The 23,025-nt window shown below is 71.6% G+C and carries 19 protein-coding genes; 6 read left to right on the top strand and 13 right to left on the bottom strand.

All coding sequences use genetic code 11. The annotated features are described in order from the left end of the window. Positions 1-558 precede the first annotated feature (558 nt). The 3 genes from fmt to priA are packed head-to-tail and all read right to left on the bottom strand — an operon-like array spanning position 559 to position 4,913. Positions 559-2,193 (bottom strand): methionyl-tRNA formyltransferase, encoded by a 1,635-nt coding sequence (gene fmt, locus OJ962_RS26410; protein ID WP_202952362.1) that lies wholly within the window; start codon positions 2,191-2,193, stop codon positions 559-561. Beyond that, complete coding sequence (gene def / locus OJ962_RS26405) at positions 2,190-2,771, bottom strand: peptide deformylase (protein ID WP_202952361.1); 582 nt, start codon at positions 2,769-2,771, stop codon at positions 2,190-2,192. Before def ends, fmt begins: the two co-directional genes overlap by 4 nt. 9 nt (positions 2,772-2,780) lie before the next feature. Next, positions 2,781-4,913 carry a replication restart helicase PriA gene (gene priA, locus OJ962_RS26400; protein ID WP_202952360.1) on the bottom strand — a complete coding sequence of 711 codons (2,133 nt, stop codon included), beginning with the start codon at positions 4,911-4,913 and terminating at the stop codon, positions 2,781-2,783. Positions 4,914-4,959: 46 nt separating this feature from the next. Between priA and OJ962_RS26395 the strand changes: the two genes are divergently transcribed. The 5 genes from OJ962_RS26395 (at position 4,960) to OJ962_RS26375 (ending at position 12,351) form a co-directional block, all read left to right on the top strand. Next, on the top strand, positions 4,960-7,740 hold the full coding sequence (locus OJ962_RS26395; RefSeq protein ID WP_270006712.1) for a LuxR family transcriptional regulator: 2,781 nt from the start codon (positions 4,960-4,962) through the stop codon (positions 7,738-7,740). A gap of 9 nt (positions 7,741-7,749) precedes the next feature. After that, positions 7,750-8,793: a class I SAM-dependent methyltransferase gene (locus tag OJ962_RS26390; protein ID WP_202952358.1), complete on the top strand. Its 1,044-nt coding sequence runs from the start codon at positions 7,750-7,752 to the stop codon at positions 8,791-8,793. Further along, positions 8,790-10,859, top strand: coding sequence for an alpha/beta hydrolase (locus tag OJ962_RS26385; protein ID WP_202952357.1), 2,070 nt, complete (start codon positions 8,790-8,792; stop codon positions 10,857-10,859). Before OJ962_RS26390 ends, OJ962_RS26385 begins: the two co-directional genes overlap by 4 nt. A gap of 86 nt (positions 10,860-10,945) precedes the next feature. Continuing rightward, a complete protein-coding gene (locus tag OJ962_RS26380; RefSeq protein WP_202952356.1) occupies positions 10,946-11,554 on the top strand; it encodes a LysE family translocator in 609 nt (202 codons plus the stop codon). A 47-nt stretch (positions 11,555-11,601) separates the two neighbouring features. Beyond that, positions 11,602-12,351 (top strand): DNA-methyltransferase, encoded by a 750-nt coding sequence (locus OJ962_RS26375; RefSeq protein ID WP_202952355.1) that lies wholly within the window; start codon positions 11,602-11,604, stop codon positions 12,349-12,351. Here the strand turns inward: OJ962_RS26375 and OJ962_RS26370 are convergent. Genes OJ962_RS26370 through OJ962_RS26355 form a run of 4 tightly spaced genes read right to left on the bottom strand, consistent with a single transcriptional unit; the run spans position 12,326 to position 16,120 of the window. Continuing rightward, positions 12,326-13,177 carry a glycoside hydrolase family 43 protein gene (locus OJ962_RS26370; RefSeq protein WP_202952354.1) on the bottom strand — a complete coding sequence of 284 codons (852 nt, stop codon included), beginning with the start codon at positions 13,175-13,177 and terminating at the stop codon, positions 12,326-12,328. The genes OJ962_RS26375 and OJ962_RS26370 overlap by 26 nt on opposite strands. Then, on the bottom strand, positions 13,174-13,992 hold the full coding sequence (locus OJ962_RS26365) for a carbohydrate ABC transporter permease (RefSeq protein WP_202952353.1): 819 nt from the start codon (positions 13,990-13,992) through the stop codon (positions 13,174-13,176). The genes OJ962_RS26370 and OJ962_RS26365 overlap by 4 nt, the downstream gene beginning before the upstream one ends. Then, positions 13,989-14,852, bottom strand: a complete 864-nt coding sequence (locus tag OJ962_RS26360) for a carbohydrate ABC transporter permease (RefSeq protein WP_202952352.1) — start codon at positions 14,850-14,852, stop codon at positions 13,989-13,991. Before OJ962_RS26360 ends, OJ962_RS26365 begins: the two co-directional genes overlap by 4 nt. After that, entirely contained in the window at positions 14,849-16,120 is a 1,272-nt protein-coding gene (locus OJ962_RS26355) for an ABC transporter substrate-binding protein (protein WP_202952351.1), read from the bottom strand. The genes OJ962_RS26360 and OJ962_RS26355 overlap by 4 nt, the downstream gene beginning before the upstream one ends. Before the next feature lie 35 nt (positions 16,121-16,155). On the opposite strand from OJ962_RS26355, the gene galK reads away from it, so the two are divergent. Then, a complete protein-coding gene (gene galK, locus OJ962_RS26350; RefSeq protein WP_202952350.1) occupies positions 16,156-17,151 on the top strand; it encodes a galactokinase in 996 nt (331 codons plus the stop codon). Here galK and OJ962_RS26345 read toward each other — a convergent pair. Genes OJ962_RS26345 through OJ962_RS26320 form a run of 6 tightly spaced genes read right to left on the bottom strand, consistent with a single transcriptional unit; the run spans position 17,080 to position 23,014 of the window. Further along, complete coding sequence (locus OJ962_RS26345; RefSeq protein WP_202952349.1) at positions 17,080-17,388, bottom strand: hypothetical protein; 309 nt, start codon at positions 17,386-17,388, stop codon at positions 17,080-17,082. The genes galK and OJ962_RS26345 overlap by 72 nt on opposite strands. Positions 17,389-17,397: 9 nt before the next feature. Further along, entirely contained in the window at positions 17,398-19,047 is a 1,650-nt protein-coding gene (locus OJ962_RS26340; RefSeq protein ID WP_202952348.1) for a sodium:solute symporter family protein, read from the bottom strand. A 56-nt stretch (positions 19,048-19,103) separates the two neighbouring features. Continuing rightward, positions 19,104-20,339, bottom strand: coding sequence for a methionine adenosyltransferase (gene metK / locus OJ962_RS26335; RefSeq protein ID WP_202952347.1), 1,236 nt, complete (start codon positions 20,337-20,339; stop codon positions 19,104-19,106). Positions 20,340-20,377: 38 nt separating this feature from the next. After that, the gene (der, locus tag OJ962_RS26330) at positions 20,378-21,739 is read right to left on the bottom strand and encodes a ribosome biogenesis GTPase Der (protein ID WP_202952346.1); all 1,362 of its coding nucleotides are present in this window, start codon (positions 21,737-21,739) and stop codon (positions 20,378-20,380) included. After that, positions 21,736-22,359: a (d)CMP kinase gene (gene cmk / locus OJ962_RS26325; RefSeq protein ID WP_202952345.1), complete on the bottom strand. Its 624-nt coding sequence runs from the start codon at positions 22,357-22,359 to the stop codon at positions 21,736-21,738. The genes der and cmk overlap by 4 nt, the downstream gene beginning before the upstream one ends. A gap of 16 nt (positions 22,360-22,375) precedes the next feature. Continuing rightward, positions 22,376-23,014, bottom strand: coding sequence for a pyridoxamine 5'-phosphate oxidase family protein (locus OJ962_RS26320; protein WP_202952344.1), 639 nt, complete (start codon positions 23,012-23,014; stop codon positions 22,376-22,378). Between the last annotated feature and the right edge of the window lie 11 nt (positions 23,015-23,025).

Below are 23,025 nucleotides of genomic sequence, written 5' to 3'. Positions count from 1 at the left end.
CGGCGGCCGCGCCGGTCGAGGCGGCCGCCCCGCCGGTCGAGACGCCCGCCCCCGCCGAGCCGACTCCGGCCGCGGTCCAGGCCGAGCAGCCCGCGGTGGCCGAGCCGGCCGCCGATCCGGCCGCGACGCCGGCCTGGTAGGCGGTCTCACATAGCTTGTGCGACGGGCGCCCCTTGGGCGCCCGTCGTCGTTGTGGAGGGCAGTCCACGTGCCGCGGCGGCCGTGACCGGGTTCGAAGGCTCACCGAGGGGGGAAGGGAGCGGCGTTTCCGCCTCGCGCCCGCGCTCAGCGCCCTCCGAGCCCCGCGTGGCGCGAACATCGCCGTGCTGCGTACCGTCAAGTTACGGGCTACGGAGACCACGTGGGCGGAAGTGGTCGTTTCGTCCTGCTCCGGGCCCGAAGCGATCACGCTCGGGCTCAACCGCGCTCTGAACAAACGGGGTGACGAACAAACGTTGCGCTAGGCGCAACCTATGTACGTCACCCCCCGCCGGCCCGTGTTCGCTCGATGAGCCGTTCGCCGTTCGTTTCGAAAACGCTGCGGCGCCCGCGGACGACCTACGAGTCCAGACTCTCGCGTGTCTCCGCCAACAAATGGCGCCGCCACACGCCGTCGTCCGAGGCATCCCGCCCGGCGAGCAGCTCGCGCGCAGGCTCAGCCGCACGCGCATCCCCCCGCAGCGCGAGCCCGTGCACGGCTTCCATCCGCGTGTCCTCGTCCGGATCGTCCAGCCGCGCGGCCAGCGCGTCCCGCAACTCATCCCCGTCCGATGGGGCCAGCGTCCCGAGCGCGAACGTCGCCCAGTCGCGCACCTTCGCGTCCTCGTCCGCGGACAGCTCGATCAGCGCGGCCAGGGTGTCCTCCCCCGGTCGCCCGCCGAGCGCGAACGCCACGGCCTCGCGGACAGAGACGTCCGCGTGGCCGCGCTGCGCGAGCAGCCAGTCGTGCCCGGCCGGCGCGCCCATGTGGCCGAAGGCGCAGATGATCGCCGCGAGCACCGTCGGGTCCTGCTCGCGCTCGGCCATGCTGCGCAGCGCGGCCTCCTGCTCGGCCGGAAGCGCGGGCGTGGTCGTGCCGAGCTGGCCGACCACGTAGGCGGCGAGCTCGCGCAGCTCGGGCTTGTCGGAGCGGGCGAGCGGCTCGAGCGCGGCGAGCGTCTCCGCGTCCCCACGCGCGGCGAGCGCGCACACGTGCGGCTGCCACTCGTCGTCGGGGTCGCGCCATTCGCGCTGGGCGGTCTCGAGGATCTCGTCCAGGCCGCGGTCGGGCAGCGCGGGGTCGAAGCGGAAGTTCGTGAGCATGGCGTCGCGCTGGCCGCGCAGCCAGTCGGCGGCGGGCATGACCTTGCCGCCGGGCGGCCTGACCTCGAGGATCTCGAGCGCGCCGCCGTGGCAGTCGAGCAGCAGGCGCAGGCCGTCGGTGCGGACGAGGCCGCCGGCGGGCGCCCGGGTCGGCCCGTCGACGCGCGCCGCGGTCACGCCCAGGAACGTGCCGTCGGGCAGCGGCAGGCGGGACCCGATGTGCGGGCGCAGCGCGCGGATCGTGCGCTCGACTTCCTCCGGCGTCTGCGTCGGGTCCAGCGCGCGCTCGCGCGCGCCGATCTTGTTCGCGTAGGTGACGCCGGACTCGTCCTGCTCGACCGGCTGGGGACGCTCGTCGAGGACCTGCACCAGCAGGCGCGCGCCGAGCTCCTCCAGGCGCGGGACGAGCGTGCCGTAGTCGTCGTCCTCCCGGATCGGCTCGCGCCCCAACGCGTAGACGGGCCCCGAGTCCCAGCCGGCGGTGACGCGCATGATCGCCACGCCGGTCTCGGCGTCGCCGGCCATGATCGAGCGCTCGATCGGCGCCGCCCCGCGCCAGCGCGGCAGCAGCGACGGGTGCACGTTGATCATCTCGTAGTCGCTGAGCAGCGGCTCTTTGATCAGCACGCCGTAGGCGCAGGTGGTGAGCACCTCGGGCTGGACTTCCGCGATCGCCTGCAGCGTCTCCGGCGCGTGCAGGTCGGCGGGCTGGATGAACGGGATGCCGAGCTCGGCCGCGAGCACCGCGACCGGCGGCGGGGCGAGCTTCTGGCCGCGCCCCTGCTTGGCGTCCGGGCGTGTGACGACCAGCTGCGGGCGATGGTCGCTCGCAGCCAGCGCGCGCAGCACGACGGCCGCGAACTCGGAGGTGCCGAGGTAGACGTTTCTCAAGCTGTCTGAGGCTCGAGCTGCTCGCGGAGCGTCTTCATCGCCTGCTTGCGCTGGTCGCGCGAGGCGCGGTCCAGGATGAGGACGCCGTCCAGGTGGTCCATCTCGTGCTGGATGACCCGCGCCTCCAGGCCCGAGGCCTCGATGAGGATCGGCTTGCCGTACTCGTCGAGCGCGGAGACGCGGACGTGCACGGGGCGCTCGACCTCTACGGCGACGCCGGGCAGCGACAGACAGCCCTCCTCGGAGGTCTCCTTGTCCTTGCTCGCCCACTCCAGCACCGGGTTGACGAGCGCGGCGATCGAGCCCTCGAGCTCGGTCCGGTAGACCAGCAGGCGGTGCATCTTGCCGACCTGCGTGGCGGCGAGCCCGATGCCGTAGGCGTCGTGCATCAGGCGGCCCATGCGACGGACCTCCTCGCGCAGCGCCTCGTCGAAGTGGTTGATCTCCAGCGCGCGTGAGCGGAGCACCGGGTCGCCGTACTTGCGGACGAGCTTGAGCGCGGCCTCGCGGCGGGCGCGCGTCTCGGGATCGAGCCGTTCGCTCGGCTCGACGACTTGTCCGTGCGCTTCCTCGGCCACCCGTCGATCTTAGACCGGGTCGACGTCCACCGAGAAGTTGACCTCTTTGAAGGCCTTGGCCCGCGCGGCGTCCTCGACGGCGTGGCCGGTCGCGTGGATGGCGGCCGCGCGCTCGTGGGTCTTGAGCACGAGCTGGAAGCGCTCGCGGTCACGCAGCCGGAACAGCGGGGCCGGGCCGAGCAGCTGCGTCTCGGGGACCGTGATGTGCTCGGCGATGGCGGCCGCGGCGGAGCGGGCGGCGTCGGGGTCGGCCGCGCTCGTCACGACCCGGATGATGTCCGCGAACGGCGGGTACTCGTGCGCCTTGCGGCGGGCGAGCTCCTCGCGCAGGAAGCCGTCGCTGTCGTGGTTGGCGGCGGCGACGATCGACGGCGCGTCGGGCGAGCGCGTCTGCACGAGTACGCGGCCACCCTTCGGGCCGCGGCCGGCGCGCCCCGCGAGCTGCGCGATCAGCGCGAACGTGCGCTCCTCCGCGCGGAAGTCGGGGAAGCGCAGCGTGGAATCGGCGTCGAGGACGACGCCGAGCGTGACGTCCGGGAAGTCGTGGCCCTTGGCGACCATCTGCGTGCCCAGCAGCAGCCCGGAGGACGACGCGTGGAAGCGGGCGAGCAGCTCGGGGACCGCGTCCTTGGTGCTCGTGGTGTCGGCGTCCAGGCGGAAGATCGGCACGTCGAGCATCTGGCGCAGTTCGTGCTCGACCCGCTCGGTGCCGGCGCCATGGCGGGCGACCGCGAGGCTGCCGCAGTTGTCGCAGCGCTTCGGGACCGGCTCCTTGTGGCCGCAGTGATGGCAGGCGATCTCGTGCTGCGCGCGGTGCAGGACGAGCGCGACGTCGCAGCGCGGGCACTCCCACGCCTTCCCGCACGTCTTGCACGAGAGGAAGTTCGACCAGCCGCGGCGGTTGAGCAGCACGATCGACTTCCGCGTGGCGAGGATGGCGCGGCGCGTCTCGGGGTGGAGCGAGTGCTGGGACTCGCGCATGTCGAGGATGCGCACGGGTGGGAGGCCGTCCGCGCGGCGGGGGGTGAGCGCAGGGCGCGGCGGTGCGACGCCGGGCGGCGCCGGGTCCTCGGCGAACACGAGCGGCTTCTTGCCGGCGGCCTCCACGCGCGCGGGGAGCCGCAGCCGGTGCATGGTGTGGACGGTCTCGGGCCGCGGTGTCGCGCTCCCCGCCACGAGCCGCGCGCCGGACTGGTAGGCGCGGAAAGCGGCGACGTGGCGGGCGTCGTAGCGCGGGTCGCCGTCCTGCTTGTAGGACGCGTCGTGCTCCTCGTCGACCACGATCAGGCCGAGATTGTCCACGGGCGCGAAGACGGCGGAGCGCGGGCCCACCGCGATCCGCGCCTCGTTGGTGCGCAGACGGCGCCACTCGTCGTAGCGCTCGCCCTCCGACAGGGCCGAGTGCAGCAGCGCGACCGTGTCCCCGAAGCGGGCCTGGAAGCGCGCGACGGTCTGCGGCGTGAGCGCGATCTCCGGCACGAGCACGATCACGCCTTCGCCGCGCTCCAGGCACGCCTGCGCCGCGCGCAGGTAGACCTCGGTCTTGCCCGAGCCGGTCACGCCGTGCAGCAGGTGCGAGCCGCCTTCGTCGATCGCCTTGAGCGCTTCCACCTGGGGCTGCGTGAGCTCGTGCGCGCGGTCCTCGGTGGCGTTCGTGCGCGGGACGCGACGCTCCGTGCGCTCGCTGATGGTCACCAGGCCGCGCGCCTCGAGCCGGCGCAGCGCGGCGAGGTCCTTGCCGGCCGGGCCGGGGAGCCGCTCCATCAGCTCCTGCTGCTTGGCGGTGAGCTTGCCGGTCTCACCCGTGGGCTCCGCAAAGAGGTACGTCTTGGCCTTGCCGGGCGGCGGCGTGACGATCTGCAGCGCCCGCGCGGGCGTGGAGCAGTACTCCTCGGCGATCCACAGCGCGGTGTCGACGAGGTCGCGCGGGACGCTGTCGTCGCGCACGTCCGTGGGCACGACGAGCTTCTCCTCAGGCACGTCCGTGCTGTCGGTCAGCGCGACCACCACGCCGTCGAGCTGCTGGTGCCCGAACGGGATCCGCACGATCGAGCCGACGTCCAGCGCGAGCCCGTCGGCCTTGTAGTCGAACGGGCCCGACAGGCGGCGCGTGGTGGTGAGCGGCTCGACCCGGGCGATCATCGGCGAGCCCTAGCGTGGCACGGTCGCCGGACCGTAGGATCGCGCCATGGTGATCGGCCGCGCCGAAGAGCTGGCCCGCATCGACCGGCTGCTCGCCAACGCGCGCCTCGGCACCAGCGAGGCGTTGACGATCACCGGCGAAGCGGGCATCGGCAAGACCGCGCTGCTCGAGTACGCGCTGTCGAGCGCGTCCGGGATGACCGTCCTGCGCGCGACCGGCGTCGAGTCCGAGTCCGAGATCCCGTTCGCCGGCCTGCTTTCGCTGCTGCGGCCCGTGCTCGACCGCGTGGACACCCTGCCGGCGCCCCAGGCCGCCGCGTTGCGCGCGGCGCTCGGGCTCGCCGAGGGCGCGGCCGGAGACCGCTTCCTGATCGGCGCCGCGACCCTGACGCTCCTGACCGCGTGCGCGGAGCAGGCGCCGGTGCTCGTCGTGATCGACGACGCCCAGTGGCTCGACGCGTCCTCCCTGGCCGCGATCCTGTTCGCGGCCCGCCGCCTGCTCGCCGACGCGCTCGCGATCCTGGTCGCGAGCCGCGTCCGCCTCGACCTGCCCGAGCTGTCGCTGTCCGGCCTGGACCGCGCGACCGCCGCCGCGCTGCTCGAGCGCCACGCGGGCCGCCCGCTGCCCCCGGGCGCCGCCGACCGCGCCTTCGAGGCGACCCTCGGCAACCCACTCGCGCTGGTCGAGCTGGCCGCGTCCGCCGCCGGGCTTGCGCTGGAACCGGCCGTGCCCGTGCGCACGAGCGTCGAGGAGACCTTCGCCGCGCGCGTGCGGGGCTTGCCGGAGCCGGCCCGGCGCCTGCTCGCGCTGGCGGCCGCCGACGAGGAGGGAGATCTGGGCGTGATCGCGGCCGCCGCAAGAGATATGGCGGCGCCAGGCGTGAGCGGCGCGGCCGGCGGCAGCGGCCCGACCGGCACGAGCGGCACGAACGGCCCGACCGGCCCGACCGGCACGAGCGGCCCAGCCGGCACGAGCGGCGCGGCCGGCGGCGCCGCCGCGGTCCTCGCGCCGCTCGCCGCCGCCGAGCGGGCCGGCCTCATCACCCTCGCGCTCGATCGCGTCCGCTTCTGCCATCCCCTTGCGCGCTCGGCGGCGTACCGGTGCGCCGCGCCGGACGAGCGGCGAACCGCGCACGCCGCCCTCGCGCGGGTGGAGCCGGACCCGGACCGGCGGGCGTGGCATCGAGCGGCGGCGGCGCTCGGGCCGGACGACGGGGTGGCGGAGGAACTCGAGCGGGCCGGGCTGCGCGCCCGAGGCCGGGGCGCGTACACGGCCGCGGCGAGCTCGCTCGAGCGGGCCGCGCGGCTCACGGCCGACCAGCCCCGCCGGGCGCAGCGGCTCTTCCACGCGGCGGAGGCCGCGTGGCTCGCCGGGCACGCCGAGCGCGCCGACGAGCGTCTGGCCGAGGCGCGGGAGCTGTGCACCGACCCGCCGCTGCGAGTCGAGATCGACCATCTGCGCGGCCACGCGGCCCTGCACGGCGGGCACGTGCAGCTGGCCCACAACGTGCTCGTCGCGGCCGCGCGCGAGGCGCCGCCCGAGCGCGCGGCCGAGATGCTCGCGCAGGCCACCGACGCCGCGATCTGCGCCGCCGATCCCGCGCGCATGCTCGCGACCGCCCGCGCGGCGTGGGCGGCGCTCACGCCCGCGGCGCCCGTCCGCACGCGGGTCCGGGCGACGCTCGCGCTCGGCATGGCGCTCATCTACAACGGCGACGACGCGGGCGTCCCGCTGCTGCGGGAGGCGACCGCGCTGCTGGACGACTCCTCGGACCCGGCGCTGCTCGCGGCGGCCGCGACCGGCGCGCTGTGGCTCAGAGAAGCCGAGCGCGGGCGGGAGCTCATCCAGCGCGCGACTGAGACCGCCCGCCGCCAGGGCGCGGTCGGCGAGCTGCCGCTTCCGCTGTGGCTCGCCGCGCGGGACGCGGCCACGTCGGACCGCCCGCACGTCGCGGTCGCGCTCTATGAGGAGGCGATCCGGCTCGCGCGCGAGACCGGCCAGGCCACGAACCTGTGCGCGGCGCTCGCCGGCCTCGCGTGCGTCGAGGCCCGCCAGGGGCGCGAGACCCCGCACGCCGCCGAGGCCCTGCAGCTCGCCCGGCAGCGCGGGCTCGCGTTCTTCGAGCTGTGGGCGCTGGACGCGCACGCGGAGCTCGAGCTCGGCCGCGGCAACCTCGACGCCGCGATCACCCACCTCACCGCCAAGCAGCACCTGCTCGACGACCGCGGCATCGCCGACCCCGACGTCTCACCCGCGCCCGAGCTCGCCGGGCTCGTGCCGGAGACGCCGCTGGACGCGTTCGCCGCCGCGGCGCAGGCCAAGGGCCAGCCCTGGTCGCTCGCCCGCCTCGCCCGCGCGCGCGGCGACTACGACGCCGCGCTTGCCCTGCACGCCCACACGCCGGATCGCTTCGAGACCGCCCGCACCCTGCTCGCCCAGGGTGAGGCGCTGCGGCGCGCCAAGCGGCGCAGCCAGGCTCGCGAGCCGCTCCGCGCCGCGATCGCCGCCTTCGACGCGCTCGGCGCGGTCCCCTGGGCGGAGCGCGCCCGCCGGGAGCTGCAGGCCAGCGGCGAGACCGCCCGCCGTCGGACCCCGCTCACGCTCGACGCGCTCACCCCGCGCGAGCTGCAGGTCGCGCTGATCCTCGCCGAGGGCCACACGATCCGCGAGGCCGCGGGCAAGCTGTTCCTCTCGCCCAAGACCGTCGACCACCACCTGCAGAGCGTCTACCGCAAGCTCGCGATCGACTCGCGCACCGCGCTGGCGCGGGTCCTGACCCAGGACCAGGACCCCCTCCCGATGCGAGCGCCGCAACCGCAGATCTAGCGTCGCGCCATGACGACACAGACAATCGACGAGGCCAAGCTCCAGGACTTCGTCATGACCGCGGTGGGTGAGCTCGGCGCGACGCTCAACGCCGCCCTTGTGGTGATCGGCGACCGGCTCGGCCTCTACAAGGCGATGGCCGGCGCCGGCGCGCTCACGCCGCGCGAGCTCGCGGACAAGACCCAGACGAGCGAGCGCTACGTGCGCGAGTGGCTCAACGCGCAGGCCGCGGGCGGCTACGTCGCCTACGAGGACGGCCGCTACGCGCTCCCCGCCGAGCACGCGATGGCGCTCGCCGAGGAGGACAGCCCCGTCTTCCTCCCGGGCGCGTTCCAGCTGATGACCGCCGCGGTGCGGGACGAGCCGAAGATCGCCGAGGCGTTCAAGAGCGGCGCCGGCGTCGGCTGGCACCAGCACGGCCACGACCTGTTCGAGGGCTGCGAACGCTTTTTCCGCCCCGGCTATCAGCACAACCTCACGCAGACCTGGATTCCCGCGCTCGAGGGCGTCGAGGACAAGCTGCGCGCCGGCGCGCGCGTCGCCGATGTCGGCTGCGGCCACGGCGCCAGCACCCTGATCATGGCCGACGCCTACCCCGCCTCCGACGTGCGCGGCTTCGACTACCACGACGCGTCGATCGCGGCGGCCAACGCGAAGGCCAGCGCCGCCAGCTTCCAGGTCGCCAGCGCGCAGGACTTCCCCGGCCACGACTACGACCTCGTGACCACGTTCGACTGCCTGCACGACATGGGCGACCCGGTCCGCGCCGCGCACCACATCCGCCAGGCGCTCGCCGCGGACGGCACGTGGCTGCTGGTGGAGCCGTTCGCCGGCGACACGGTCGAGGAGAACCTGAACCCGGTCGGCCGCGTCTACTACGCCGTGTCCACGCTCGTGTGCACGCCCGCGTCGCTCAGCCAGGACGTCGGGCTCGCGCTCGGCGCGCAGGCCGGCGAGGCGCGGCTGCGCGACGTCGTCACCGCCGCCGGCTTCACGCGCTTCCGGCGCGTGGCCGAGACGCCGTTCAACCTCGTGTTCGAGGTCCGCCGGTGAGCCGCGCCCGCCACCCGAACCACGAGGGCTACGTCACCCGCAACGGCGTGCGGCTGTTCTACGAGGTCTCCGGGAGCGGGCGCGACACGATCCTGCTGCTGCCGACGTGGTCGATCATCCACTCGCGCCTGTGGAAGGCCCAGATCGCGTACCTGGCGCGGCATTTCCGCGTGATCACGTTCGACGGACGCGGGAACGGGAAGTCGGACCGCCCGCCCGGCGTCGAGGCGTACGCGGAGGCCGAGTTCGCGGCCGACGCGCTCGCTGTCCTGGACGCGACCGAGACCCGCGAGGCCTTCCTCGCGGGTCTGTCGTGCGGCGCGCTGTGGGCGACGCTGCTGGCCGCGAACCACCCGGAGCGCGTACGCGGCGTGGCCTACATCGGCCCTTCGACCTCGCTCGCGCCCAATCACCCGGAGCGGGCGATCTGCGCCCGCTTCGAGGAGGACCTGACCGGCTCCACCGACCCGTGGGCGAAGTACAACCGCCACTACTGGCGCAAGGACTACCGCGGGTTCCTGGAGTTCTTCTTCGGCGAGATGTTCACCGAGCCGCACTCGACCAAGCAGATCGAGGACTGCATCGAGTGGGCGCTGGAGACCGACCCGGAGACGCTCGCGAACACCATGTCGGCGCTCTCCCTGTGCCGGCTGGAGTCGTTCGAGGACACGGTCTCACGGATCCAGTGTCCGGTCCTGGTCATCCACGGCGACGACGACCGCATCCGGCCGCACGCGCAGGGCGCCGCGCTGGCGGAGGCCACCGGCGGACGGCTGGTGACGATGGAGGGAGTCGGCCACGGGCCGCAGGCGCGCAAGCCCGTGGAGGTCAACCGGCTCCTATACGAGTTCGCGGGCGGCCAGCCGCCGCGGCGCGTCCGCTCCAAGCGCCCCCGCGCGCTGTTCGTCTCCTCCCCCATCGGCCTCGGCCACGCGCGCCGCGACGTCGCGATCGCGCAGGATCTGCGCCGCCTGCACCCCGACCTCGACATCGACTGGCTCGCGCAGAATCCCGTCACGCGCGTGCTCGAGGCCGAGGGTGAGCGCATCCACCCGGCGAGCGCGCACCTGGCCAACGAGTCCGCGCACTTCGAGTCCGAGTCGGCCGAGCACGACCTGCACTGCTTCCAGGCCTGGCGCCGGATGGACGAGATCCTGATCGCGAACTTCATGGTCTTCCACGACGTCGTGGAGGCGCAGGACTACGACCTCTGGATCGGCGACGAGGCGTGGGAGCTCGACTACTTCCTGCACGAGAATCCCTCCCTCAAGCGCGCGCCCTACGTGTGGCTGACGGACTTCGTCGGCTGGCTGCCGGTGGACGGGGAGGCCGCGCTGACCGCCGACTACAACGCCGAGATGATCGAGCACATCGACCGCCATCCCGGGCTGCGCGACCGCGCGCTGTTCGTCGGCGAACCCGACGACGTGGTCCCCGACGCGTTCGGCGCCGACCTGCCGCTGATCCGCGACTGGACCGAGCGACACTTCGACTTCCCCGGCTACGTGACCGGCTTCGCGCCGGTGCCGGACCGCGAGCGGCTCCGCAGCGCGCTCGGGTACGGTCCCGAGCCGGTCTGCCTGGTCACGGTCGGCGGCTCGGGGGTCGGCGGCGCGCTGCTGCGGAGCGTGATCGCCGCGTACCCGCTGGCCCGGGAGCGCGTGCCGGGGCTGCGAATGATCGTCGTGGCCGGCCCGCGGATCGACCCGGCGACGCTGCCCCCGCATCCCGGGCTGGAGATCCGCGCGTACGTCCGCGACCTCTACCAGCACCTGGCGGCGTGCGACCTGGCCGTCGTCCAGGGCGGGCTGACGACCGCGATGGAGCTGACCGCCAACCAGCGCCCCTTCCTCGCGTTCCCGCTGCGCCACCACTTCGAGCAGAACTTCCACGTGCGCCACCGGCTCGAGCGCTACGGCGCGGGCCGCTTCATGGACTTCGAGACCGACGGGCCGGAGCAGATCGCGGACGCCATCGCGCAGGAGATCGGCCGCCAGCCGGAATACCTCGCGGTGGACACCTACGGCGCGACCCGCGCGGCAGCGCTGATATCCGACCTGCTCTGACGGTGGCGACGCTCGCCTTGCGGCTCACGTCGCTCGGGGAATCGCCCAGAGGGCGATTCCCCCGGGCGCGCCGATAGGCTCGGCGGGTGCCGTCCGCGTCCACGCTCGCCCTGTTCGCTCTCGCCGCGCTCGCGCTGATCGCGATCCCGGGGCCGAACATGGTCTACATCGCCACGCGCTCGATGGCGGAGGGCCGCTCGGCCGGGATCGCATCGGCGCTCGGGCTGTTGACGGGCACGGCGATCAACGTGGTCGCTGCCGCGGTGGGACTGAGCGCGCTGATCGCGTCCTCGGACACCGCCTACGACGTGATCCGCTACGCGGGCGCGGCCTACCTCGTCTTCCTCGGCGTGAAGGCGCTGCTCAGCCGCGGCGGCGACGCTGCCGCGCAGACCCCGCGCGGCAGCGCGTACCGACAGGCGATCGTCGTGCAGCTGCTGAATCCGAAGGTGACGCTGTTCTTCCTCGCCTTCCTGCCGCAGTTCGTCGATCCTGGCCGCGGCCCGGTCGCGACGCAGATCCTGGTGCTCGGCGCCGTGCTGGGCGCGCTCGGGTTCGCACTCGACTGCGCCTACGCCTTCGCCGCCTCCACCGCCGCCCAGCGGCTGAAGGGCTTTCGCCACGGGCACCGCGTCACCGGCGCGGTGTACATCGCGCTCGGTGCCGCCGCAGTGTTGACGGGCGGCCGGCGCTGATCCTCGAGGGCGACAACCTCACTCACCTGCGCGAGCTGCCTGACGCGATGGCGCAGATGGTGTACGCGGATCCACCGTTCAACACCGGGCGCACGCAGACCCGCCGTTCACTGGTGATGACCCCCGCCGACGACGGTGACCGCGTCGGCTTCGGTGGCCGTCGCTACACCACCAAGCTCTTGGCGGAATCGTCATACAAGGATCACTTCGACGACTACCTGGGCTTCCTCGCCCCGCGGCTGGAGGAGCTGTGGCGGGTGCTCGACCCGACCGGCACCCTCTACCTGCACGTCGACTACCGCGAGGCTCATTACGTCAAGCTTTTCCTTGACGAGCTGTTCGGTCGCGAGAACTTCCTCAACGAGCTGATCTGGGCCTACGACTACGGCGCCAAGCCGAAGGGCCGCTGGCCGCAGAAGCACGACACGATCCTCGTGTACGTGAAGGATCCGCGCGAGTACTACTTCGACAGTGAGAGCGTGGACCGTGAGCCGTACATGGCGCCCGGGCTGGTGACGCCCGAGAAGGCCGCCAAGGGCAAGCGGCCCACGTCCGTCATCTGGCACACCATCGTCTCCCCCACGGGCCGTGAGAAGACGGGTTACCCGACACAGAAGCCGGAGGGGTTGCTGCGCCGCTTCGTGCAGGCGAGCTCCCGGCCCGGGGACCTGTGCCTGGACCCGTTCGCGGGCTCCGGGACGCTCGGAGCGGTCGCGGCCAAGCTCGGCCGTCGTTATCTGCTGATCGACGAGAGCCCTGAGGCGATCCGGGTCATGCGGGAACGGCTCGAGGCCTGAGCCCGTCCCATCGCAGGGGCGCGACGCACATCACGCGCCGCTCGCCCTCCCACGCGTGGTAGACGATCGAGTCGTCGACGACGCAGTTGTGCCCGCGGCCGTCGCGGAGCACCACCGGTCCGACCTCGGGTTCGGTGAACGGCCCGAGCGGGTGGTCGGCGATCGCGTACGAGACGCCGTAGGTGTCGCGTTCCCATGAACCACCGGAGTAGAACAGCACGTAGCGCCCGTCCCGCCGGACCACGAACGGGCCTTCCAGTGTGTGCCAGTCATAGACGGCGCCGTACATCTCACGGTCGCGTAGGAAGATCTGCCAGTCGTCGGAAGCGCGCAGGAGCACGCGCGGCTCGCCGGCCACCTCGGTCATCGTCACCAGGCGGTCGACGGCGACGGTCGTGCCGACGCGCTCGCCCTCGAGCACGTCACACGCGTAGTACAGGTACCACTGACCGTCAGCGTCACGGAACGGGCTCGCGTCGATCGCGAAGCGCTCGCCGGGAGTCAGCACCACACCCGCATCACGGAACGGGCCCCAGGGTGACTCGCACACCGCCACCCGCACACGGTGTCCCTGGTCTCCGACGCCGGGCGAGTAGTACAGGTAGTAGGCACCGTCGTGGAACGCGACCTCGGGCGCCCAGTAGTCGGTGAAGCCGTCGAGCGGCTCCAGCGCTCCACCCACCCGTTCCCAGTGCACGAGGTCCGCGGACCGCAGGATCTCGAACGCGCGGCCGTCGACCATCGACCCCGTGCCGTACGCGGCGTAGCCACCCTCGGGCAGACGCAACACGAACGGGTCGGCGAAATATCCGTCGTAGACCTTCACCCTTTGAGCCCGCTGCGCGAGACGCCTTCGATGATGTAGCGCTGGGCGACGGCGAACAGGATGAGCACCGGCACGCTGGCGACCAGGCCGCCGGCCATGAGCAGCGCGTAGTTGGTCTGGTTGGCGCCCTGTAGCAACCCGAGACCGGGGCCGAGCGTCAGGTTCTCCGGGTTGAAGAGCACGTACAGCGGCCACAGGAAGTCGTTCCAGTTCGTCAAGACCGACAGCAGGAAGAGCGTCGCGAGCGCCGGGCGCGAGAGCGGGACCACGATCCGCAGGAACACCTGCAGGCGGTTCGCGCCGTCCAGCAGCGCTGCCTCCTCGAGCTCCTTCGGGAGACCGACAAAGAACTGACGCAGGAAGAAGACACCGAACGCGCCGGCCGAGACGGGGAAGATCACCGCCGGAAGGGAGTCCAGCCAGCCGAGTGCTTCCACGATCTCATAGTTAGGTGCCAGGAAGATGATGGGCGGCACGAACAGCGTCGCCACGATCAACCCGAACACGAGGCGCTTGCCCGGAAACTCCATGCGCGCCAACGCGTACGCGGCGGGGGCGGCCGTGAGCACGACCACCAGGCCGGTGCCGAGCGCGGCGACGAGTGAGTTCACGAACCAGCGCGGCACCGGCGTCTGCGCGGAGGAGGAGAAGATCGTGTCGAGCGCCTCCGTCGACCACTGCGACGGCAGCAATGTCGGCGGTGAGGCGGCCGACTCCTCCTCGGTCTTGAACGCGGTCACCAACATCCACAAGATCGGCGCGAGGTAGATGACCGACAGCGCGATCAACGCCACCCACACCCATGCGCGCTTCACGCCGCACCCCGCTTGCGGAAGAAGAAGAACACACCCGCGCTGAGCGCCATCAGGAACATGGCGAGCACGTAGCTCATCGCCGCGGCGGAGCCGAGGTTGAAGTCCTGGAAGCCTTCCTCGGCGATGAACATGATCGCCGAGCGGGTCCTCTCCTCGGGCGCGCCCTGTGTCATCAGGTAAGACTGGCCGAACAAGTTCGCCGAGGCGAGGATCGTCACCGTGACCACGAACACGGTCACCGGCCGCAGCGACGGCAGGGTGACGTTCCAGAACTGCTGCCAGCGGCCGGCGCCGTCCACCGCGGCGGCGTCGTAGAGCGAGCGGTCGATGTCCTGCAGGCCGGCGAGGTAGATGACGGCGTTGAAGCCGAGCGTCCACCACACGGTCATGCCGATCAGCGACACCCACGCCCATGGGAGCGCGGTGGTCCACGGCGTCGTCGTCCCGAGCAGGTGGTTGAGCGCGCCGATGTTCGGGTCCAGCACGAAACGGAACACCATGCTGACGACCACCACGCCCAGGACATAGGGCGCGAAGTAGATCGCGCGGAACACGGCACGGCCCTTGAAGCGGCGGTTGAGCAGCAGCGCGACGCCCAGCGGCAGCACCACGAGCAGCGGGACGCTGAAGAGCGTGAAGATGCCCGTGGCGAGCATCGCGTCCCAGAACGGGCCCGCTTTGGCCGAGCCGGGCGTGAACAGGTTCGCGTAGTTCTCCAGCCCGATGAACGGCTTCTCCGGCAGGAACTGGTCCCAGTTGTGCAGGGACATCCACAGGCCGTAGAGGACCGGCGCGGCGACGAAGGCGCTGAAGAGCAGCAGGTACGGCGCGAGGAACAGCCAGGGCGTGGCGCGCTTCATGTGCCGTACTTCTCCCGGTTGAGCGCGAGCAGCTCGTTCGCCCGGCGCGCGCTGTCGTCGAGCGCCTCCCGCACGGGACGCGAGCCGTTGATGGCCTGCGCGACGGCGATGTCCAGCGTCGACTCGCGCACGTCGGACAGCCCGGGCGCCGCGGCCGCGAAGCGCAGATCGGGCACCTGCCGGGCGAGCGCGGACTGCGCCTCGAGCTTGCGGAACGCCTCGCTCTCACGGGCGCTCCGGCGCGCGGGGATCTGCCCCGCCTCGGCCCACGCGGGCGAGCGGGTGACGCCGTCGATCAGCACCTTCACCGCTTCCAGCCGCTGCGGATCCGGCGTGGGCTGGCGCATGACGGTGAAGTTGTGGGAGTTCGACCAGGCGGCCGCCACGCTCCCGATCTTCGGCAGCGGCGCGAGCGTCCACTCCAGGCCCTCGGTCGAGCCGTAGTCGCCGATCGCCCACGCGCCGTTCCAGATGAACGCGTTCTGGCCGTTCTTGAATGCGATCGAGTCCGCGTCCTGGCCGACGTTGCGGGGCGAGTAGCCCTTGGCGATCAGGCTCCGCATCCACTCCAGCGCCTCCACGCCCGCGTCCGAGTTCCACGTCGCACGCGTGGCCTCCGGGTCGGTCAGGTCGCCGCCGAACTGCCACAGCAGCGACATGAACTGGTGCCCGCCGGTGAAGAAGAACGGCGTCACCCAGTGCCCTTGGACGCCCTTGCCCTTGAGCTCTTCGAGCGCGGACTCATATTCGTCGCGCGTCGTGGGCAGGCTCTCGGGATCGAGCCCTGCCTCAGACAGCACCTGCTGGTTGGCATAGAGCCCGATCGGGTGCATGTCGAGCGGCACGCCGTAGCGTCGGCCGTCCACCGCCCCGGCGCGCCAGACCGGCGCGGCGAAGTCGTCCTCCTGCAGATCGAGGTCACGGACGAGGTCGTCGAGCGGCATGATGGTGCGGTGGGCGGCGTTCGTGGGGATCTGGTCGACGTGCATGAGGGCGACGTCCGGCCCTTCGCCGCTCGCCACGGCGGCCGGCAGCTTCGTGTAGAAGTCCTCCCAGCGCGCGGTCACCATCCGCACGCGGATCTCGGGATGTTCCTTCTCCACCGCCTGCACCAGCGCGAGCATCTGCGGCCCGTCGCCGCCGGTGAAGCCGTTCCAGAAGTCGAGCGTCACCTGGGCGCCGTCCGAGCGCGACGATCCGCCACAGCCCGCCAGCACCAGCGCGGCACCGGCCGCGGCCGCCAGGAACTCCCGGCGCGTCTCCCTCATGACGGCTCGTTACCCCGCTCCCGCGGCGGTCAACCGTGAGCGTGCGCGCGTTCGGCCCCGGTCGGGTGAACCTGATCGGCGAGCACACCGACTACAACGACGGGCTCGCGATGCCGTTCGCGATCGAGCGGGGTGTCACCGTGACGGCCGAGCCGGCGCGCATGTTCACCGTCGACGCCCTCGATCTGGGCGAACGGGACGAGTTCGACGCGCCCGAGCGCGCCGAGGGCTGGCGCGCGTTCGCGCGCGGGATGGTGGGCGAGCTGCGCGCCGCGGGATTCGACGTCGCCCCCGCGCACCTGACCATCAGCGGCGACGTCCCGCAGGGCAGCGGCCTGTCCTCCAGCGCGGCGCTCGAGGCGGCGCTGGCGCTCGCGCTGCTCGGCCGCGAGCCCGACGACCTCCTCGAGCTGGCGCAGCTGTGCTCGCGCGTGGAGAACGACTGGGTCGGCGCCGAGACCGGGCTGCTGGACCAGCTCGCCTCACTGTGCTCGCGGGACGGGCACGTGCTGCGGATCGACTTCCGCAGCCTCGACGTGGACCCGCATCCGCTCGACCTCGGCGAGTGGCAGCTCGTGACCGTGGATTCCGGCGCCACGCACACGCACGCCGCCGGTGGCTACAACGAGCGCCGTGCCGAGTGCCGCGCGGCGTGCGAGGCGCTCGGCATCACGAGCCTGCGGGACGCGCGCGACTTCGAGGGTCTCGACGACACGCTCCGCCGCCGCGTCGCGCACGTGGTCAGCGAGAACGAGCGCGTCGAGGCCGCCGCGCTCGCGCTCGACGCGGGCGACCTCGAAGGGCTCGGCCACCTGCTCGACGAGTCGCACGCCTCGCTGCGCGACAACTACGAGGCGTCCGTCCCCGAGGTCGAAGCCACCGTGGAGCGACTCAAGGCCGCCGGAGCCGCCGGCGCCCGGATGGTCGGCGGCGGCTTCGGCGGTTCGGTCCTCGCGCTGCTAGGACCCGGTGTCCCCCGGCCGGCGGGTGCCTTCGCCGTCGCTCCGGGCGCTGCCGCTCGCCTGCTCTGACTCGCGCAACTCGCGCCCGAGGGGGCGCGTGAACGCCCACAGCAGGAACAGCAGCCCCAACACCAGCATCCCGATGCCCGAGTAGAGGTTGATGTTCATCGCGTTGTCGACGTCGCCGACGTCGAGGAGCCCGAGCACGATCAGCAGGACCCCCCAGGCGACGAACAGCCCGCCGATGATCCGGCGCAGGTCGAAGAGGTTGGCGGCGCGCTCGGCCCGGTTCGGTGTATCGGACACGGTCTTCTCCTACCAGAACACGAGCGTCAGGATGGCGGCCCCGGCGAGCACCGAGAACCCGAGCAGCTTCGGCGACTCCCACCAGTGTGGCGGGCGCTTGACGCTCTCGTCGACGTTGGCCATGCCGTACACCAACCCCTGCAGCTGGTCGACCGGCTTGGGCTTGGTCATGAGCGACACGACCACCGTGACGACGGCGTCGACCACGAACGCGGCGCCCGCGCCCCACATCGACTGGTCGAGGTCGGAGCCGAAGCCGATCCAGCCCGCCTTGTAGCCGATGAACAGCCCGGCGGCGGTGACCGTGCCCGCGATCAGGCCCCAGATCGCCGCGGCCGAGGTCATGCGCTTCCAGAACATGCCGATGATGAACGTGGCGAACAGCGGCGCGTTGAAGATCGAGAACAGCGCCTGCAGGTAGTTCATGAGGTTGTCGTAGGTGGAGGCGATCAACGCGGTGAAGATCGACACGAAGATGCCGCCGATCGTCGCGATGCGCCCGAAGCGGATGTACCACTCGTCGGGCATGCCCTTCTTCAGGTACGGCTCCACGAGGTCGGTGGTGACCACGGTGTTGAACGCACTCACGTTGGCCGCCACACCCGCCATGAACGACGCCATCAGGCCGGTCAGTGCGATGCCGAGCATCCCGTTGGGCAGGTACTCGTTCATGAGCAGCGGGATCGCGTTGTTGTACTCCATGTTCGGCTGATCGCTGCCGAGCCCCGGGATGACCACGAGCGCGATCATGCCCGGGACGATCATCACGAACGGCAGGAACAGCTTGGGGATCGCGCCGATCAGAGGCGTGCGCTCGGCCGCGCTGAGGTCCTTCGCGGACAGCGCCCGCTGGACCTCGGCGAAGTTCGTCGTCCAATAGGAGAACGCGAGCACGAAGCCGAGGCCGAACACGAGCCCGATCCACGTCGCGCCGATCGGGTTGGTCACGTCGCCCGGGTTCGTGCCCTCCAGCGCGTGCAGACCCGCCTCGCCGAGCTTGGACTCCCTGACCCTGTCCTGCAGACCGCCCCAGCCGCCGACCTCGAACAAGCCGATCACCGTGATCGGGATCAGCGCGGCGAGGATCACGAAGAACTGCAGCACCTCGTTGTAGATCGCCGACGACAGGCCGCCGAGCGTGATGTACGCGGCGACCACCACCGCGGCCACGATGATGCCGACGATGATCGGCCAGCCCAGCAGCAGCTTCAAGACGAGCGCGAGCGCGAACAGGTTCACGCCGGCGATCAGGATCGTCGCCACCGCGAAGGTGACGCTGTTGAACACATGCGACTGCTTGTCGAAGCGCAACAGCAGGTACTCCGGCACCGAGCGGACCTTCGAGCCGTAGTAGAACGGCATCATCACCAGGCCGAGAAAGACCATGGCCGGGATCGCACCGAGCCAGTAGTAGTTGACCGTCGCGACGCCGTACTGGGCACCGTTGGCGGCCATGCCGAGCACCTCCGTCGCGCCCAGGTTGGCGGAGATGAACGCGAGGCCGGTGATCCAGGCCGGGAGCGACCGCCCGGACAGGAAGTAGTCGAGGCTGGACTTGATGTAGCGCTTGGCCGCGAAGCCGACGCCGAGGACGACGACGAAGTAGCTGGCGACGATCAGGTAGTCGACGAAGTTGGTGTCGAGCCGGACGTCATTCACGAGAAAGGGACCCCCTCATGGGGGTCCCCTTTACCCGTTTAAGCGCGGATTAGCTGCTACGCAACGGAGTCTGCGACCGCGAGGCCGGCGGCCTCACGCAGCGCGGCGGCCTTGTCCGTCTTCTCCCACGTGAAGTCCTCGTCGTTGCGACCGAAATGGCCGTACGCGGCGGTCTTCTGGTAGATCGGACGGTGCAGCTGCAGGTACTCGCGGAAGGCGCCCGGGCGCAGGTCGAAGAACTCGTCGACCAGGGCGGCGATGCGGCCGCGGCCGATCTTCTCCGTGCCGAACGTCTCGACCATCACCGAGACCGGGTGCGCGACGCCGATGGCGTAGGCGACCTGGACCTCGACGCGGTCGGCCAGGCCGGCGGCGACGAGGTTCTTGGCGACGTAGCGCGCGGCGTACGCGGCGCTGCGGTCCACCTTCGACGGGTCCTTGCCCGAGAACGCCCCGCCGCCGTGGCGAGCCATGCCGCCGTAGGTGTCGACGATGATCTTGCGGCCCGTGAGGCCGGCGTCGCCCACCGGGCCGCCGATGACGAAGCGGCCGGTCGGGTTCACGAGGAAGTTCTTGCGCAGCTTCTCGGCGTCGAACTTGTCGGCCGGCAGGATCGGCAGCACGACCTGCTCCCACAGGTCGTTCGTGATCTGCTCGCGCGTCGCCGACTCGGCGTGCTGCGTGGAGATCAGGACCTTCTCGATCGAGACGGGCTTGCCGTCGACGTACTTGACCGAGACCTGGGTCTTGCCGTCGGGGCGCAGGTAGTTCAGCGTGCCGTCCTTGCGGACCGCGGCGAGGCGCTCGGCCAGGCGGTGCGCGAGGGAGATCGGGAGCGGCATGAGCTCCTCGGTCTCGTTGGACGCGTAGCCGAACATCATGCCCTGGTCGCCGGCGCCGGCGATGTCCAGCTCGTCGGTGTCGGACTCGTCGACACGATGCTCGAGCGCCTCGTCGACACCCTGAGCGATGTCCGGCGACTGCTTGTCGATCGCGTTGATGACGGCGCAGGAATCAGCGGAGAAGCCGAGCTCGGCGTCGGTGTAGCCGATGCGGCGGATCGTCTCGCGCGCGATCTCCTGGATGTCGACGTACGTCGAGGTCGAGATCTCGCCGGACACGACGACGAGACCGGTGTTCACGAGCGTCTCGCAGGCCACGCGGCCGGTCGGGTCCTCGCGGAGCACGGCGTCCAGCACGCCGTCGGAGATCTGATCCGCGACCTTGTCGGGGTGGCCTTCGGTCACGCTCTCGGACGTGAACAGGTACTCGTTGTCGCTTTGATGGCTCATTGAACGTGAAAGGCTAGCGGGTTTCAGGTTGTTGGCTATTAGGCCATTCGTTCAGCTTTGGAGCGGTTCTTGCGCTCCACGAAGTCGATGATCACGGGCACTCCGTCGAGCCCGTACCGCTCTCTCAGTCGGTTCTCCACAAAGTAGGCGTAGTCCCGGGTGACACGCTGGCGGGAGTTGACCTGGATGGCGAATCGCGGCGGCGCCTCGCCGACCTGGGCGATGTAGAGCATCTTGAGCCGGTGGCCCTGCTTGGCCGGCGGCTGGCGCGCGGCGATCACGTCGGCCAGGAAGCGGTTGAGCTCCGGCGTGGGGATGCGGTGCTTGGCGCGGTCGGCGATCGCGAGCGCCTCGGTCAGCACGCGCGCGATGTTGCGGCCCGTCTTGGCGGACGCGGTCAGCACCCGCGGCCGCAGGCGCAGCTTCTGGTTCACGCGGGCGCGTTCGGCGTCCAGCTCCTCGGCGCCGACGCCGCCGCCGGGCCCGCGCGCCTCCTGGTCGCCGCCCGTGATGTCCCACTTGTTGAGCACGAGCGCCGTCGCGCAGCCGGCCTTCATCGCCAGCTCGGCGATCCGGAGGTCCTGGGCGGTCACGCCGTCCTGCGCGTCGCACACGACGAGCGCGACGTCGGCGCGCTCGGCCGCGCGCTGGCTGCGCAGGTTCGTGTAGTACTCGACCGACTCGGTCACCTTGGCCTGGCGGCGCATGCCGGCCGTGTCGACGAGGATCACCTTGCGGCCGTCGACCTCGATCGGCGTGTCGATCGCGTCGCGCGTGGTGCCGGCGATGTCGGACACGATCACGCGCTCGCGGCCGAGGAAGGCGTTGACGAGGCTGGACTTGCCGACGTTCGGGCGCCCGATCACCGCGAGGCGGACAAGGTCCTCGTCCTCCTCGGGGAGCTCTTCCTCCTCCGGCAGCAGCTCGACGAGGCGGTCCAGCAGATCGCCCGTGCCCAGGCCCTGTGCGGCGGAGACGGCGAGCGGCTCGCCCAGGCCGAGGCCGTAGAAGTCGTGCGCGAGCGGGAGGTCGTTCGGGCTGTCGATCTTGTTGGCGGCGACGACGATCGGGATCTCGCCGCGGCGCAGGATGTTCGCGATCTCGGCGTCGCCGGGGCGCATGCCGGCGCGCGCGTCGACGACGAACAGCGCGACCTGGGCGTCCGCGAGCGCCTCGCGCGCCTGATCCTGGATCGACACCGCGAGCGGGTCCTCGTCCTGGGTGTCCACGCCGCCGGTGTCGATCAGCGTGAACGTGCGGCCGTTCCAGTCCGTCTGAAGCTCCTTGCGGTCGCGCGTGATGCCGGGGCGCTCGTGGACGACCGCCTCGCGGGACTGCGTGAGCCGGTTCACGAGGGACGACTTGCCCACGTTGGGGTAGCCGACGACGGCGACCTTCATGCCTGGATCTCCTTGGCCTCGATCGCGAGCGTGACCACCTGGTCGATGACTTCGTCGAGCGTGAGGCCGGTCGTGTCGACGGGGGTCGCGTCCTCGGGCGCCTGCAGCGTGGAGCGGCCCGCGCTGGAATCGCGCTCGTCGCGGGTGCGCTGCTTGGCCAGCACGTCCTGCGGGTCCAGGTTCAGCTGCGCGGCGCGGCGGCGCGCGCGCTCCTCCGGGTCGGCGTGGAGGAAGACCTTGACGGCCGCGTCGGGCGCGACGACGGTGCCGATGTCGCGGCCCTCGGCCACCCAGTCGCCGTCGGCGACGATCGCCTGCTGCTTGGCCACGAGCGCCTGGCGCACCTCGGGGTCCGCCGCGACCTTGGAGGCTGCCTCCGACACGCCCGGGGCGCGGATCGCCTCGGTCACGTCCTCGCCGTCGAGTAGGACGCGCTCTCCGACCTCGATCTCGATCCGCCGGGCGACCGTGGCCGCCGGCTCGCTGCTGCGTTGCGTGGCGAGGCCGACGCAGCGGTACATCGCCCCCGTGTCCAGGTAGGTGAAGCCGAGCCGCTGCGCAACTGCGCGCGCGACCGTGGACTTCCCCGCTCCGGCGGGCCCGTCGATGGCGATGACCATGACTTACAGAGGCTAGCTACCGGTCCGTCAGCGACCTTACGTGCTCGGGGACGTCCATGGCGTCGGGCAGCCGCGGATCGGGGATCGGGTCGCCCCGGACGGTCGTGATCGGGATCACGCCGGCCCACGTGTCCAGCGCGTAGTCGGGCTCGTCGTCGATCGGCTCGCCCGTGCGGACCTTCGCGCTGCCCTCGGTGATCGGCAGGCTCAGCACCTCGGTCGCCTTGAGCTCCTGCGGGTTCGGCCAGCGAACGTGCTCCCAGCGGCCCGGCACGAGCTTGTTCGTGAAGACCTCGAGCGCGCGTTCCTTGTCCTCGGCGGGCTGCAGCGTGCCGTAGAGGATCGCCGAGCGGTAGTTCATCGAGTGGTGGAACGCGCTGCGGGCGAGCACGAGCCCGTCGATGTGCGTGACCTCGACGCACGCCTCCTGCCCCGCGCGGAGCGCGCGGACGGTGCGGGACGCGTTGCTGCCGTGGATGAGCAGCTCGTCGCCGTCTCTGGCGATCAGCGTCGGGATCACGGCCGGGTGGCCGGTCGGCGTGACGAACCCGACGTGCCCGATGAGCGCTTCGTCGAGGATCGCGTACAGCGTCTCGCTGTCGTGGCTGCCCCGTTGCGGGACGCGGGTGAGCTTGGTTCTCGGTGTCTTGAGCATCTGTTACAGTA

It is taken from the genome of Solirubrobacter deserti (assembly GCF_027587175.1).
Lineage (GTDB): Bacteria > Actinomycetota > Thermoleophilia > Solirubrobacterales > Solirubrobacteraceae > Solirubrobacter > Solirubrobacter deserti.
This window is presented reverse-complemented; position numbering and strand designations above follow the sequence as displayed.

Bases quoted from the DNA above. Each gene is read 5' to 3' on its own strand.
- OJ962_RS26390 (WP_202952358.1), top strand. From the start codon at position 7,750: ATGACGACACAGACAATCGACGAGGCCAAGCTCCAGGACTTCGTCATG.
- OJ962_RS26360 (WP_202952352.1), bottom strand. From the start codon at position 14,852: ATGAAGCGCGCCACGCCCTGGCTGTTCCTCGCGCCGTACCTGCTGCTC.
- OJ962_RS26355 (WP_202952351.1), bottom strand. From the start codon at position 16,120: ATGAGGGAGACGCGCCGGGAGTTCCTGGCGGCCGCGGCCGGTGCCGCG.
- OJ962_RS26375 (WP_202952355.1), top strand. From the start codon at position 11,602: ATGGCGCAGATGGTGTACGCGGATCCACCGTTCAACACCGGGCGCACG.
- OJ962_RS26320 (WP_202952344.1), bottom strand. From the start codon at position 23,014: ATGCTCAAGACACCGAGAACCAAGCTCACCCGCGTCCCGCAACGGGGC.
- OJ962_RS26395 (WP_270006712.1), top strand. From the start codon at position 4,960: ATGGTGATCGGCCGCGCCGAAGAGCTGGCCCGCATCGACCGGCTGCTC.
- priA (WP_202952360.1), bottom strand. From the start codon at position 4,913: ATGATCGCCCGGGTCGAGCCGCTCACCACCACGCGCCGCCTGTCGGGC.
- metK (WP_202952347.1), bottom strand. From the start codon at position 20,339: ATGAGCCATCAAAGCGACAACGAGTACCTGTTCACGTCCGAGAGCGTG.
- der (WP_202952346.1), bottom strand. From the start codon at position 21,739: ATGAAGGTCGCCGTCGTCGGCTACCCCAACGTGGGCAAGTCGTCCCTC.
- cmk (WP_202952345.1), bottom strand. From the start codon at position 22,359: ATGGTCATCGCCATCGACGGGCCCGCCGGAGCGGGGAAGTCCACGGTC.